Source organism: Stieleria mannarensis (assembly GCF_014154935.1).
Lineage (GTDB): Bacteria > Planctomycetota > Planctomycetia > Pirellulales > Pirellulaceae > Stieleria > Stieleria mannarensis.
The window spans coordinates 298720-313167 of the sequence record NZ_JACEHH010000003.1 but is presented as its reverse complement, the minus strand read 5'-3'; the positions used below and the strand labels follow the sequence as shown (position 1 = coordinate 313167).

Genomic DNA, 14448 nt, shown 5'->3' with positions numbered 1-14448 from the left:
CACTCCGCCGAGTCAAACGATCCTCTCGGCCAGTGTCGAACCGTTGTCCCCAACTGTTCCACTGACCGCCACGCGGGCAGAGGCATTCTATCCTCTCAGCCAGAGCGGCTGAGGGGGGACAATTGAGGACAATGGTTCCTACACTCCGCCGAGTCAAACGATCCTCTCGGCCAGTGTAGAACCGTTGTCCCCAACTGTTCCACTGACCGCCACGCGGGCAGAGTCAATCCATCCTCTCAGCCAGAGCGGCTGAGGGGGGACAATTGAGGACAATGGTTCCTACACTTCGCCGAGGCAAACCATCCTCTTGGCCAGTGTAGAACCGTTGTCCCCAACTGTTCCACTGACCGCCACGCGGGCAGCGTCAATCCATCCTCTCAGCCAGAGCGGCTGAGGGGGAACAATTGAGGACAATGGTTCCTACACTCCGCCGAGGCAAACGATCCTCTCGGCCAGTGTAGAACCGTTGTCCCCAACTGTTCCACTGACCGCCACGCGGGCAGAGTCAATCCATCCTCTCAGCCAGAGCGGCTGAGAGGGAACAATTGAGGACAATGGTTCCTACACTCGCTCACTTGGTCAGCACCAGCTTCCCCTGCCGCGTGCTCTGCAGCCGATACAGCTTGCCTTCGTATTCGATCCAAACCTCGTCCCCGCAGCGAGCTAAATCCACAAATCGCACAATCTTGCGGAGCGAATTCTCGAGCTCCGCACCAGCCATCGCGGGCAGGCTGGTGTCGGGTTTATCGGCGGGACTGGAAGACATGGGGCAGGCCGAGAACGGGGGGCGAGTCGCTGCGTCGCGACATTGTTGCGAGTCAATCTCAATAACAAACCCGCATTTTCTCTTTTTGTCAACATTCGCTGCGAAAACTTTTTACCCCCATTTTTGCGGCACAATCCGAAACGGTGGAGACGCGGCGGAACGATTTTGTTGCCCAGGAGGCCTTTCCCCGCGCCGAGCGTCGGGTTACATTTCCCGTTGTTGAGACCTAATCTCAATAGCTTTCACAGGTAGCAAGCCAGGCCAGCCGCCGCCGTCGCAGGCATGACCCAGCGAGCAAGAACGAAGCTTCGACCCCCGTCGCAAAGGGCGACGCGCGGGCTACCGTTCCGTTTTGCATCGTGAGGTCCAAACTGTGCATTGGTGTCAGTATGTTTTTTTGTCGGTTGCCATCGGCGTTGCGTCGATCGGGACCGCCCCGGTTGCCCGCGCAGCCATCCTTACCCCCGGCGACACGGTGCCGGATGTCAACGGCGACGTGTTCACGTGGTCGGAATCACAGGCCAACAGCAGCTTCGTGTTTTGGGACACGTTCGACGGATTCGCGGGCAGCACGCTGCCCGGGTTTCTCCCTGCCGGCACGTCGCCGACGGCCAACGACAGCTTCGGCGATGGCGGACCGATCAGTTCGCTGACGTTTGAATCGAACCAATCGCTGGCCTCCAGCGGCAACGCCTACGGCGGCTTGTTTGGTCCTGGGGACAGTTCCAGCTTTTTGACCGATGCCTACGCGACCGTCCGTTCGGGAACTTCCGGCGGCGGATTCACGCGGATCGTGGCCCAGTTCGAAACCTTAGGATCCGAGCTGGATTACTCGTCGATCTTGCTGAGCGCTTCGGCGGCGACGACCGGGACGATCGCGCCGAGTTTTGTGATCGAAACGGCGCGCGTCTCTTTGGGGGGAACCTTCGGTGGGGAGGGCGTCAGCTATCTCGCACTGTGGGATTTGGATTCGTCACAAAACGAGTTTCGATTCGATTTCAATGCGCAATCCACCAGCATGTCCCTGGACCGGTTTCGCATCGACACGTTCACCCAGAGCACGCCCTTCGTCACCCCTTCGGCCGTCCCCGAACCGGGAAGCTTGGCAGTGCTGGGTGCCGTCACCGGCGGACTGGTGCTTCGACGTCGACGTCGTGCTGGTCGTCGCCAACGCGGTCGATCGATTTCCCGTTCGCCGAAAGCTCGGCCGCATCGCTCGCGCGGCGCGTTCACGTTGGTCGAGTTGCTGGTCGTGATCGCGATCATCGGAATCATGGTCGGCTTGTTGCTGCCCGGAGTCCAAGCAGCACGGGAAGCGGCGCGACGGATGTCGTGCAGTAACAATTTGAAACAGATCGGATTGGCGATGCACAACTACGACAACGTCAACGGTTGTTTGCCGCCGAGTGCGTTGGGGATTCGGGTGGGAGGGACAACCCGACGCCCGGTCCACCGCGGCGGATTGACCGCGTTTGTTTCGATTTTGCCCTACGTGGAACAAGACGCGTTGTTTGCGGAGTTCGATTTGAACGCCGACGCCTGGGCGCCGCAAAACGAAACGCCCGCCAAGAAGACGCCGGAAGTCTACCTGTGTCCGTCGATGTCGTTGCCCGATAGCGGTGGCACTCCCAATGGGTATTCCAGCTATGCGATTTCAACGGGCACCAAAAAGTATCGCAATCAAATGCACAACGGCGCCATCGTCGACGCGATGAACGTGTTTCAAAGCGAGCGGGTGATGGCGGGAATCTCCGAGGCATTGTCTTGGCTGTCCTGGGTCGATGTGGACGACATTTCCAACGCCGATGGGACGTCCAACACGCTGTTGGCCGGCGAATTTGGTGTCCAGGTTCGCGAGACGTCGTCACTGCCGTTTCCGTATCCGGGTTCCGGCGGCCAAAGCGCGGGCAAATGGGCGATCAGCTATCCCTATCACTCGAGCGCATCAACATTCGGTAGCTTCAACGCCAAGACGATTTCGCTGTTCGACATTCCGTCCTACGAGTCGTTTCGTGGTCCTCATGCGGCCGGCGTCCAATTTGTATTGAGCGACGGGAGCGTGCGATTTTTAACCGAGTCGGTCGATGCGGTCACCTTGCATCGATTGACCAGCCGCGACGACGGCGAAGTCTTGGACAAGGCTCCCTGGTGATGTCGCGTCATTGTTCCAGCTGCAGATCAACATTGGTCCCGACAGGTCAACTCTCCGTCGCGACGTTTGCCCGGCGATCCACTGTGGAACCGATGCAACACGGCGGCGTCCGGCCGGCGTTTGTCTTCGCTTTGACGTTGATGGTGGCCTTGGGCGGATGCAGCGCGCCGCCCCAACCGTCCGTTTCGGCTACCGGGACGGTGACCGTCGACGGCGATCCCCTGTCCGGCACCCCCTTGTCCGGCGCCCCCTTGTCCGGCGCCGTCGTGACGCTGGAACCGATGCGTGATACCACCGGACCGAACGCATCGGCACCGGTGTTCGATGGGACGTTCGAAATTCCCGTGACCGCCGGGCTGCATGGTGGAACCTATCGCGTTCGCATCGCGATGATCCCCGCCGAGCTTCTGGACGGTCTTCCCGACCAACAAGCCAAATCGCTGCCGCCCCCTGGTACCGTCATCGACCCTGCGTTCGATGCCGAGAGTGACCTGAGCTGTCAATTGATTCCTGATCAAACGAACAAGCTGACGTTTGAAGTCAAGTTCTTAAAATAATGGTTCCCCCACTGGCCAGGCATCCCGCCTGTTTCGCCCGGTTTCGCCCCACCTCACCTTTCTCGAATGAAGTCCATCCCCATGAAACCTTTCTCGTTGATCCGTCACTCGATCTTCCTCCGATGCGCCGCCGTCGCGTCCTGCATGCTGATTTCGATCTCCGCCAAGGCCCACATGGCCTGGCTGGCAACCGATGAACAAGGGCACGCAATCTTTTGGTTCGGCGAATCGCCGCAAGACCGGACGTACCACATGCCGGCCCCCATCGCTGGGATCAAGCTCTCCAGCGGCCCAAATTCCAGCGGCCCAAGTTCCAGCGGCCCAGGATCCACCAGTTCAAACGGCATCGCGACGCAAGCGATCGATAGCGACACCCTGATCGGACTCCGCAGCGTCAACGCGTTGGACGCGTCGCAAGAGATTTCCGGCCATGTCACCTATGGCGTGTATCACGGGACGAAACTGACGTATCACGTCGAACACCTGCCTCACAGGGCGCCGAAACAGTGGCCGTCCGCCCCGCGGCCGGATGCACCGTTACAATCGATCGTGACGCGGTCGCCCAGCGGCGGTTTACAGGTCACCATTCTTGCCGATGGCAAACCCGCCGAAGACGTCCAAGTGAAACTATTGGGCGCCCACGGCGACGAAAAGGCGTCCGCAAAAACCGACATCGCGGGGATCGTGACGTTCAAGCATCAAGTCGTCCAACCCGGACTCAATGCAATCGTGGCCGGCATGACCGACGAAGACGAAAACGGAACGCTCGGCGGAAATCAATTCAACAGCACCACCGATTACCTGACGGCGACCTTTCGAATCCCTGGCAAGGTCCCTGCCGCGAAGCCTGCCCCCAAACAGCCGCAACGCCCCGACATGGAAAACGATCACAGCGTATCGATCGTTCCAACCGATCTGCCGGATCTGCCCGAAGAGCTGACCAGTTTTGGTGCGGCGATCGCCGACAACGTGCTGTACGTCTACGGCGGCCACACCGGTAACGCCCATAGTTATTCGACCAAAGAACAGTCCGATCGGTTTTGGAGCTTGGACCTGTCCGAGGGAAAAGCCGGATCGTGGCGTCAATTGCCCGGCGGCCCCTCGCTGCAAGGTCTGGCCTTGGTTGCTTATCAAAACCGTCTGATTCGGATCGGCGGGTTCACCGCAGTCAACGAACTTGGTGAAGAGCACGACTTGCGGTCACAGGACGCTGTCGCCCAGTACAACCCCGAAACCGAAACCTGGACGGACTTGCCCGCATTGCCCGAAGCCCGTTCGTCGCTGGACGCGGCCGTGCTGGGCGACCATGTCTACGTGTTCGGCGGTTGGCGTCTGGATGGAAAGAGCAGCGAAAGTCACTGGCATCAGACCGCATGGTCGCTCGACCTAAGTGATTCCGGCGCAACCTGGCAACCCGTCAAAACGCCGCCCTTCAAACGTCGGGCCATCACGGTCGCCGCTCATCAAGACCAACTGTTTGTCATCGGCGGGATGAACTCCGACGGGAAACCCACCACTCGAGTCGACATCTATGATCCCCAGCGGCAAACCTGGAGCGAAGCACCGTCGCTGCCGGGCAGCGGCATGGCGGGTTTCGGGGCCGCCTCGTATGCAACCGGCGGCCAGCTGTATGTCAGCACGATGGACGGATTGCTACACCGGCTGTCCGGCGACGGTCAACGCTGGGAAACGATCGCCAAGGGCCAGCTGGCACGGTTCTTTCACCGCATGTTACCGACCGGCGACAAAACGCTGCTGATGGTCGGTGGGGCGAACATGGAAATCGGAAAGTTCACCCGGATCGATCGGATCGAAATTCACTGAGCCGATTGACAAGACCAATAGCACAGATGGGACCGATAAGTCCTATGTGTCCTATCAGTCCCTGGAGCGTTCGTAGCTCATTCGGCACTCGAATCCGCTTCGCCAGGCTCGTTGACGCCTTCGCTGAGCACGACTGCCGGTGAGATGAACGACAGGCCTTGCGTGTTGGTGGTGTCGACCATCACGGTTTCGACGACCGGCTGCGTGACCTTGGTCCCGGCCTGCCACTCGACGATGAAACTCGCCCCGGCGCCGCCCGCCTTGTCATCGCGTGCGATCACAAACTCGGTCGCCGCCAGGGGAGCCAATCGCAACGTCTTCTTCAGCAGCGACCGCAGTTCTTTTCCGGCGGTGTCGAAATAGCGGACCGAGGTGACCGCGATCTCGTTGTCGACATCCGTATTGCGGATGTTCAACGTCACCGTCAGCGGATACGGTTCACCTTTTTGGTGATAAACATGCGAATACGCCGGAACGTAGAGTCGTTGCCCTTGCACGGCGTGCCATGGCAACGTGTCCACTTCCATGCGAGCTTCATCACGCAAGCTTGGCGTCTGGTACGGGATCTTATTGGCCATCGAGCGCAACCGAAACTCGACAAAGATGACGATCAAAAGGATCGGCACCACGACCAACAGAAAGATCAACAGCTTGATTTGCCGCGAGATCTTTTCCGCTTGTTCTTCGGTAATTCGGTTGGACACTTGATTCCCCTCGGTGTGGCGGTTGATCGACGGCCAGACCGCCAAACCCGCCGGCCCGACGCATCGCCAATCCCGCCTATTCGGTACAGCTTCACAGTCCGCGAAGTTTGAACGTAACGCCGCGTCACTGACACTCGCCCGCCTCACAAGCTGACGAGCGACTTCAGAGACACTTTGAAGGTACCACACCGGGTCGCCGATTCAATCGGGAAACCATCAATCGGGAACTTCAACGCCCGCGATCACTGTTTCCGGCGATGCTTCGAATTTCTCGCGACAGTGATCACTGCACAAGTGGGCTTGGTATCCGTGCAGCTCGGCGGAGTATTTTTCCTCGCCGTCCATCGCCAAAGAGCAGACGTAACACTTTTTGATCACGTGGTCTTCACTGCCGTCAAGCAGATCCGCCTTTTTGAGCGCCGTCAGGGTTGCCTCGCTTGGCGTTTCCGCCGTCGGAGCGGGCGTCGCGGTGGTTTCCGTGTTGCCGCCGCATCCGGAGATCCCCAACAGAAGTAGCGTGAGTGTGAGAGATGAGAAGGACTTCATGGTATTTGCCTCGTTAAAGAAAGTGGTGCTGTCCGGCTACTATTTCCTCGCCCATGGCGTTTGATTCGCCACCTGGAGGGTGATGGTGGATGCATAGCTGGTGTAGTCGTATTCGTCCGATCGTTCATCATCGGCTTTGTGGTGGGCCACGATCAAGTAGCGGCGGCCGACACGGGGAACAAATCTCGCGTGGCCCCGGTCGTCGCTGCGACGCTCGTATTCCGGATCAAACTCGCCCGACAATTCCTGACCTTCGGGAATAAAGCTGACCACGACGTCCGGCAACGGTTTGCCATGATGCAGCACCATGACGGTGATCGGCTGTCCCACCATGGTTTCACTGATCGGACAGTTCAGCAACACCAACTCAAAAGGTAATCCATCAGGCTGCGAGTGGATCGGATGGTCGATCGATGCCGAATCCAGCGAATCGGCGACCAGAAAGTACGTCTTGGCGGTCCGGACGCCGCGCACCGGGCGGCCGTGATTCATCACCCGTTGAAGTGATTCAATCACACAGTGAACTCCTGGTTGCGATACGGCGATTGGGGTTGTCCAGTAACCCTCCTTCTCCGCCGACGCGGTTGCAAACAAGTCGTTCCGAAGATCGGTCCGCGTGCCATCGGGGGCCCGGTGCTCGACCGAAACCCAGTCCAAGCTGACTCGGCCGGCTAACTTGAAATCGCGGTGATGGTTCCCATGGTTGCCCAGTCGCAGATCGACTTGGACGTTTTCACCGGTGCGAACGACAGGCGAATCGGTTTGCAACCAGACGTCATGGGCGGAGCCGAGACACGGAACCATCAAAATGCAAAGAGGAGCGAGAAAATGTTGAAGCGTTGGCATGGTGTTCCTTTTGGGGTTCATGGATTGAAGGGAAGGAAAGAATTGGGGCAAAACAGTCGGGGCAATGGTTAAAACGACGGGCTCACTTCTTGGCCGTTGCGCGTCGCCAGCGCACGCCAGACATCCAAATGGATGCTCTCGTTGATGAAGTCCACCGAACCGTCGCAGCGGGCCACATGGACGCCGCCGGGGTGGTTGCTGCGCGCACCGAAGACGCCCCAGCCACACGATTGCATGTCCGGAATGCCGCTTTGGGGAGGGTGGTAGTGGGTGTAGCTGGTCCAGTATTCGCGGCCGTTGATCCAGCCCGCGCCACGTTGGCCGGACCAACCGCGATGCAGCCCACTGGCGCGAGTGTAGGTTTCCAGCTCCTGCGGGGCTTCGGGCAGAACGTAACCTCGCATCCCGGGCTCGGTCGGCGGCATGGAGCGGCTGATGAAATCGCAGCGGACGTTCATCATCGTCCGTCGGCGCATCGCATCGACCGTCGGTTCGGCCGGCGACTGTTCAAGCACGCCGAGCAAATGTTCCGAGAACGCGGCGGTGTGGCTGAGCCCGTCCAGCACGGCCTCGAATCCGATTTTGGCGTTGATCCAAAGCACTCCATCGGTGGCGACGCGAGTGTCGTACAATGTCCCCACACCCGTGCCGCTATTCATCGCATAGTTAGTCCCCGAATAGGTTTGCGTGGGACCGCGACCGGAAAGTGACGTCACAAAAAACGTGCGATCAAAATTCTCGCTGGGACACGCCAGTGTCGCGATCGCCGACGCCGCCGCCTGGTCATGTGGCGCTACCAATTGCCCCGGACAACATCCGACATGCAAGGGCCGATCGAAATGGATCAGGTCCAGCATGTTGCCCTGTTCATAGTACGGGGCCATCTGAGCGAACACGGAAAAATTGCCGGCCGTGCTTGAGCCGTTGGTGTAGTTCGCCGGCAGCTTATGGAACGCACTTTCATAATTGTGCATCGCTAGCGTGATCTGTTTCAGATTGTTGCTGCATTGCATCCGACGCGCCGCTTCGCGGGCCGCTTGGACGGCAGGCAACAGCAAACCGACCAGGATTCCGATGATGGCGATGACGACCAGCAATTCAACCAGTGTGAACGCGCGGCGAAGTCTGGTGCGACGCGTGTGGAAAGCCCGATGACGATCGGTCGATCTAGCAACGTTCGATCGAACGGTGAGCGTGCAATCGTCCCGCCCTATGACGAGGGGGGATTGGTAATGTGGCGCCGTGCGCCGAATTGACGACATGATGGGTGGATCGTATTGGAAGGAGAGGGGCGTGAACGAGCAGTCCGCCAGGCGCGTACCGCCAGCGGTCCGCGTGGCAAGTGATTGCCGCGAAGTGGGGACAGGGGCGGGATGAAACGCAAGCCGGCAGGTCGCTTCCGCGTCGACGGTGAAGACCACACTGGTGTGAGGAGCGAGCCTTCAATCGCCGACGCGGATGCGGTGATTTCTGCGTCCCGGTTTGCCTCTGTCTGATTGAATCACGACAGACGGCACCGCAGCGCAGCAACAAGCCGAACATTGCGAACAAACCGATGGTAAGAGAGGCCGCAAAGGAATGACGTCGCTGTCAAACCCCGGCGGCGCAGCATCGATCCGCGTCTCTATGGTACCGGCGGGTCGGGATGATGGCCCCGTGCCTCGGCCTGGTCGTTGTCCAGTGAAAGACTGTAAAGCAGCGGAGCGTTGATCGTGAGAATCACCCCGGGTTCAATGTCGATGACAACGCCCGACAACAGCGACCAAAGAAGATCAATCCCGTGGCAGCGGGCGGCGTCTTCCAATCGAACGACGCGCAAGGAGTCAGAGGCTCTTGCCGAATCAGTGCCGTCGGCGAATACAACGGATTCCGTATCAAATTGGGCGGTCGAATCCGAACAGCAACAACACGATTTCGCCTTCGCCGGACATTTCGCCGCTGCGGCGACGGGCAACGTCTCGCGGACCCGCGCGACCAAAAAATCGGGTGGTCGCACGCCGTTGTCGCGTGCCCACTTCAGTTTTTCCCGGTCGCTATGGCAGCAGCATTTGTCCCAACAGTAGTCGGCGGTCGCACAACCACAGGGGCAGTTTTCACAGGGAAAACGACCGCTTTTCTCGGGTCGAGGAGCTGAAATTGGAATTCCGATCATTCCACACGCCAACACCACCAACAGCGTACTGCTGACGGAATGTCGTAACGCGGACGATCGAAGTCGATGTAGCAAAAACAATGCGGGGTCCATGCCTCGCGGCGTGCCAAAACATGGCTCGCTCCTCACAATCGCTACTCTACTCCAGTCATCGCGACGCGTAAATCCGCAACCGCATTCTCTTCGATGCGGTCCGCTGCCGCATCAACGGTTCAAGCCGGCGTCCCCTCCGCCACCACGGTCTCGGCATCTACGCTCGAGGGCGTTTCGGCCTCCTCGTTCGTCGCTGCTGACTCCGGTTCGCCCTTCTGGATGCGTTTGGCAAACCGTCGCAGCAAAACGTAGAACACGGGGGTGAGGAAAAGCCCACAGAGAGTCACTCCCAACATGCCGCTGAACACCGCGGTCCCCAGCACGCGCCGCATCTCGAATCCGGCTCCGGTGGCAACCAACAAGGGTACGACACCTAGAATGAAGGAGAACGCGGTCATCAAAATGGGACGCAGTCGCAATCGGCAGGCCGCGACCGCCGCATCAAAACGGTTTTTGCCGGCATCCTCTTCCGCCTTGGCGAATTCGACAATCAGAATCGCGTTCTTGCAAGCCAAACCGATCAAGACGATAAAGCCGATCTGTGTCAGCACGTTGTTGTCCATGTCGCGGAACCAGACGCCGACCAACGCGAACAACAAACACAGCGGAACGATCAAAATGATCGCCAGCGGCAAAAGCCAACTTTCGTATTGAGCCGCCAGGGCCAGAAAGACGAACAGCACGGCCAAGGGGAACAGAAAGACAATCGTGTTGCCGGCCTGCCTTTCCTGGAACGCGATCTCGGTCCATGCGTATCCGAATCCCGGTGGCAGATTCTGCTCGGCCAAGGATTCCATGGTCGCCAGCGACTGACCGGTGCTAAACCCCGGTGCCGTCGTGCCGTTCAGGTCGGCCGATGGGAACAGATTAAAACGAACCAATCGATCCGGCCCCGCCGTTTGCTTGACGTCGACCACCGAACCCAGTGAAACACTGGCGCCGCGGGCACTGCGCGTGCGGATCTTCACAATGTCGCTGGCTTCGTCACGAAATTCGGGTTCCGCCTGGGCCGTGACGCGATAGGTTCGCCCCAGAAAGTTAAAGTCGTTGACGTACATTGACCCCAGATAGATCTGCAGCGCGTCAAACACGTTGCTGACCGGCACGTCCAACATTTGAGCTTTTGTGCGGTCGACATCGGCATAGACCTGGGGCACATTCGTCCGCAAGTTGGTGAAGACCTGCATCACGCCGGGGTGTTCGTTCGCGGCGGCCAACATGGTCTCGGTGACTTGTCCCAACGTGTCCGGCCCCGCTCCACTGCGGTCTTGGACGTACATTTTAAATCCGCCACCGCGACCGATACCTCGAATCGGCGGCGGCGGGATGATCAGAATCTGAGCTTCGTTGATTTGTGACACGCCGCGTCGCATTTCGTCAACGATCGTCTGGACACTACGCCCCCGCTCGGCGCGTTCTTTCGCATCCTCCAGCGGCAAGAAGGTCACCGCGGCGTTGGGTTTGATCGTGAACGTCGCGCCGGAAAGCCCGGCGATGCCGACGGCGTGTTTGACGCCGTCGATCTCTTGGCCGATTTCCGCCACACGGCGGACGACGGCATCGGTACGGGACAGCGATGCACCGTCGGGCAAATTGATCGCGACGATGACGTAGCCTTGATCCTGGTCGGGGATGAACCCCGTCGGGACCAACCCGAAGCTCAGCCCCGTACAGACCAACAGCACGCCGTACAAGACCATCGCAAATCCGGTCTTTTTGACGATCCGCCCGATCACTCGACCGTAGACGTTGCCGGCAAAATCGAACGTTCGGTTGAACAGCCGGAAAAACCAGCCAAACAAGAAATCGATCACCCTGCCGATCCGATTTTTTGGTGCGTCCTTGGGCCGCAACAGGATCGCGCACAGCGCAGGGCTGAGCGTCAGGGAGACGAAGGTCGAAATCGCCGTCGAGATCGAAATCGTCAACGCAAATTGTTGGTAGAATTGGCCGCTGATCCCCGGCACGAACACGGTCGGGACGAACACGGCGATCAACACCAGCGTCGTGGCGATCAACGCCGATCCGACTTCGTCCATCGCTTTGTGCGTCGCTTCCCGCGCCGTCAACCCTTCGGCAATCAGCCGTTCGACGTTTTCGACGACCACGATCGCGTCGTCCACCACGATCCCGATGGCCAACACCAGTCCGAACAACGACAACGTGTTCAAAGTCACGCCGAGAAACTGCATGACGGCAAACGTGCCGATCAACGAGATCGGAATCGCGATCACGGGAATGATCGTCGGCCGCCAGCCGTGCAGGAATAAAAACACGGTCAGCACCACGAACAGCGTCGTGATGAACAGTGTTTGAAACACCTCACTGATCGATTCTTCGACGTAATCGGTCGGGTTATAGGCGATCTCGTAGCCCAGGCCTTCGGGAAAGTCCTCGCTCATCTCCGACATCACGCGTTTGACTTCGGCAGCGGTGTCCACGGCGTTGGTTCCCGGGCGTTGATAGATCAGCACGGCGACCGCGGGTTTGCCGTCCAAGTAGCTCTGACGCGAATAGTCCTGTGCGCCCAGTTCGATCCGGGCGACATCGCGCAGACGCGTCACCCGTCCGTCGCTGCCGCGTTTGACAATGATGTCGCCGAATTCGTCTTCGCGAATCAGTCGACCTTGCGTGGTGACGTTCAGTTGGAAATCCCCCGCGTCGTCGATCGGCGGTTGTCCGATGACGCCGGCGGCGACCTGCACATTCTGTCCGCGGATCGCCTGCACCACCTCGCCGGCGGTCAAGTCGACGTGGGTCATCTTTTCGATGTCCAGCCAAACACGCATCGCGTATTCGTTGCCACCGGCGATGCGGATTTCACCGACGCCGTCCAACCGCATCAGCGCATCGCGGACGCGCAAGAACGCGTAGTTGCTGATGTACAGCTGGTCGCGACTGTTGTCGGGCGAATTCAAGTGGACGACCATCAACATGTCTGGAATCTGCTTGGTCGTCGTGACGCCGATCTGACGCACTTGCTCGGGCAAACGCGACTCGGCAATCGCCACGCGGTTTTGCACCAACACTTGGGCGTCGTCCAAGTCGGTCCCCAACTTGAACGTCACGGTCAACTGCATCGTCCCGTCGGAGCTGGAGGACGATTCCATGTACAGCATGTCGTCCACGCCGTTCATTTCTTGTTCGATCGGCGTTGCAACGGTGTCCGCGATGACCTGCGGCGTTGCCCCCGGATAGGACGCCCGCACCAGCACGGTGGGCGGCGCAACGCTGGGGTACTGCGAGACCGGCAGCGAAAAATAGACGATTCCGCCGACCAGCACGATCAAGAAGGACAGGACCGCGGCAAAGATCGGACGTTCGATAAAGAAGTGGGGGAATTTCATGAGCGGCGTCCCTCCCTGGTGTCCTCAGTGGACTTGGGCTCGGTGGCCTTGTCGTCGGATGCGCCAACGCGAGCCTTGCGCCGTGTGGTCATCGTCAAGGGCGTCAGTTCCGGTACTGGATCCGGGGCCGGCGAAATCCACTCGCTTTCCGGCACCGGCTGGTAATCATCCGGCAATCCGTCCTCGACCACTTCGATCGTCCCTTCCACGGTTTGCACCGTCTGGTCCGGTCGAGATTGCAACAGGCCTTCGATGACCAACGTCTCGTCACCGGTCAGTCCCTCGCGGATCACGCGCAGTCCGTCAACAATCGGCCCGGGTTTGACCGCACGACGTTTGATCACACCGTCGACCACGATGTACACGTATTGGGACGATTGATCGGTGCCGATCGCCGAATCGGGGATCAGCACCGCTTCGGCCGCGGCGCTGCCGGGGATCCGGACGCGGGCGAACATTCCCGGCAACAACAATTGGTCTTCATTGGCGAACACGCACCGGGCTCGCATGCTGGCCGTGTCGATGTCAAAGCGATTGTCGACAAAGTCCATGTGGCCGCGATGCGGGAAACCGGCTTCGTCGACCAGCCCGATGAAGACCGGGTTTTTAGCGACCCGCGAACTCTCACGTTTTCCCGACTTGGCCAACCGCATGTATTTCAACACGTCCTGTTCGCTGGCGTCAAACACACAGTAGATCGGCTGCATCGACGTGATCGTGGTCAGCAACGACGACGTGCTGGTTCCGCCGGCGATCAAGTTGCCTTCGGTGACAACCTTGCGGCTGATCCGCCCGGTCACCGGCGCCCGGATGCGGGTGTACTGCAGATTCAGCTCCGCGGTTTCCACTCCCGCCTCGGCCAGTTCGATTTCCGCCCGCGCCGTCGCGATCGCCGCCTCGGCAGAACTGACCGACGCCTTGACCCCTTCGATGTCCGCTTTGGCTTTCAAGAACTCCGCCTCGCGCTCGTCCAGCTCTTCTTGCGACGTCGCACTCCGCTGGTTCAAGGCTTGGGCGCGCTTGTATCGCAAATCGGCGAGGTTCAGCTGGGCTTCTGATTGCAACAAACGCGCGGTGGCCTCGTCGCGCATCGCGGTGGCCTGTTTCAATTTCGATTGCGCTTGCTGCAGCGTCGCCTTGGCCGCATTCAGTTCCGCTTCAAAGGGCCGCGGATCGATGACGAACAACAGATCCCCTTCTTCGACGATCTGCCCTTCATCAAAGTGGACCGATTGCAGGTAGCCGCCGACTCGGGCGCGGACTTCCACCAGATCGACCGCTTCCAACCGCCCGGTGTATGCATCCCACTCGACAATCTGCTTGACGATCGGCTTGGCAACCGTGACCGATGGATCCGGCCGTTGCGGTGGCCCCGAGGGCGCGCGATTGCAACCGGCCCACAACAACATCAATGCGATCCCGGCGATCGAACCGAGTTTCGCGACAACATTCAACATCTTC

The 14448-nt window shown here is 59.6% G+C and carries 10 protein-coding genes and 2 pseudogenes; 4 read left to right on the top strand and 8 right to left on the bottom strand.

The genetic code is table 11. The features are described from left to right. Positions 1 to 571: 571 nt before the first annotated feature. The gene (gene hemP, locus H1B37_RS03665; RefSeq protein WP_182865242.1) at positions 572 to 766 is read right to left on the bottom strand and encodes a hemin uptake protein HemP; all 195 of its coding nucleotides are present in this window, start codon (positions 764 to 766) and stop codon (positions 572 to 574) included. A 1018-nt stretch (positions 767 to 1784) separates the two neighbouring features. Here hemP and H1B37_RS34760 point away from each other — a divergent pair. From H1B37_RS34760 to H1B37_RS03650, 4 genes and pseudogenes are all read left to right on the top strand, one after another. Then, a pseudogene (locus H1B37_RS34760) lies at positions 1785 to 1913 on the top strand (PEP-CTERM sorting domain-containing protein); the annotation flags it as partial. A 36-nt stretch (positions 1914 to 1949) separates the two neighbouring features. Then, positions 1950 to 2918 (top strand): DUF1559 family PulG-like putative transporter, encoded by a 969-nt coding sequence (locus tag H1B37_RS34755; protein WP_436298138.1) that lies wholly within the window; start codon positions 1950 to 1952, stop codon positions 2916 to 2918. Between the two features lie 92 nt (positions 2919 to 3010). Beyond that, entirely contained in the window at positions 3011 to 3475 is a 465-nt protein-coding gene (locus H1B37_RS03655) for a peptidase associated/transthyretin-like domain-containing protein (protein WP_182865240.1), read from the top strand. A 144-nt stretch (positions 3476 to 3619) separates the two neighbouring features. Then, the gene (locus H1B37_RS03650; RefSeq protein ID WP_436298136.1) at positions 3620 to 5299 is read left to right on the top strand and encodes a Kelch repeat-containing protein; all 1680 of its coding nucleotides are present in this window, start codon (positions 3620 to 3622) and stop codon (positions 5297 to 5299) included. 77 nt (positions 5300 to 5376) lie between these two features. On the opposite strand, the gene H1B37_RS03645 is transcribed toward H1B37_RS03650, so the two are convergent. The 7 genes and pseudogenes from H1B37_RS03645 to H1B37_RS03615 form a co-directional block, all read right to left on the bottom strand. Next, complete coding sequence (locus tag H1B37_RS03645) at positions 5377 to 6003, bottom strand: DUF3124 domain-containing protein (RefSeq protein WP_182865238.1); 627 nt, start codon at positions 6001 to 6003, stop codon at positions 5377 to 5379. Between the two features lie 216 nt (positions 6004 to 6219). Beyond that, positions 6220 to 6549, bottom strand: a complete 330-nt coding sequence (locus tag H1B37_RS03640; protein ID WP_182865237.1) for a hypothetical protein — start codon at positions 6547 to 6549, stop codon at positions 6220 to 6222. Between the two features lie 39 nt (positions 6550 to 6588). Next, positions 6589 to 7395 carry a DUF4198 domain-containing protein gene (locus tag H1B37_RS03635; RefSeq protein WP_182865236.1) on the bottom strand — a complete coding sequence of 269 codons (807 nt, stop codon included), beginning with the start codon at positions 7393 to 7395 and terminating at the stop codon, positions 6589 to 6591. Between the two features lie 68 nt (positions 7396 to 7463). Then, positions 7464 to 8516, bottom strand: a pseudogene (locus H1B37_RS03630) (DUF1559 family PulG-like putative transporter); the annotation flags it as partial. Between the two features lie 503 nt (positions 8517 to 9019). After that, positions 9020 to 9391 carry a hypothetical protein gene (locus H1B37_RS33625; protein ID WP_286177371.1) on the bottom strand — a complete coding sequence of 124 codons (372 nt, stop codon included), beginning with the start codon at positions 9389 to 9391 and terminating at the stop codon, positions 9020 to 9022. A gap of 368 nt (positions 9392 to 9759) precedes the next feature. Then, a complete protein-coding gene (locus tag H1B37_RS03620; RefSeq protein ID WP_182865233.1) occupies positions 9760 to 12987 on the bottom strand; it encodes an efflux RND transporter permease subunit in 3228 nt (1075 codons plus the stop codon). Then, entirely contained in the window at positions 12984 to 14444 is a 1461-nt protein-coding gene (locus H1B37_RS03615) for an efflux RND transporter periplasmic adaptor subunit (protein WP_182865232.1), read from the bottom strand. Before H1B37_RS03615 ends, H1B37_RS03620 begins: the two co-directional genes overlap by 4 nt. Between the last annotated feature and the right edge of the window lie 4 nt (positions 14445 to 14448).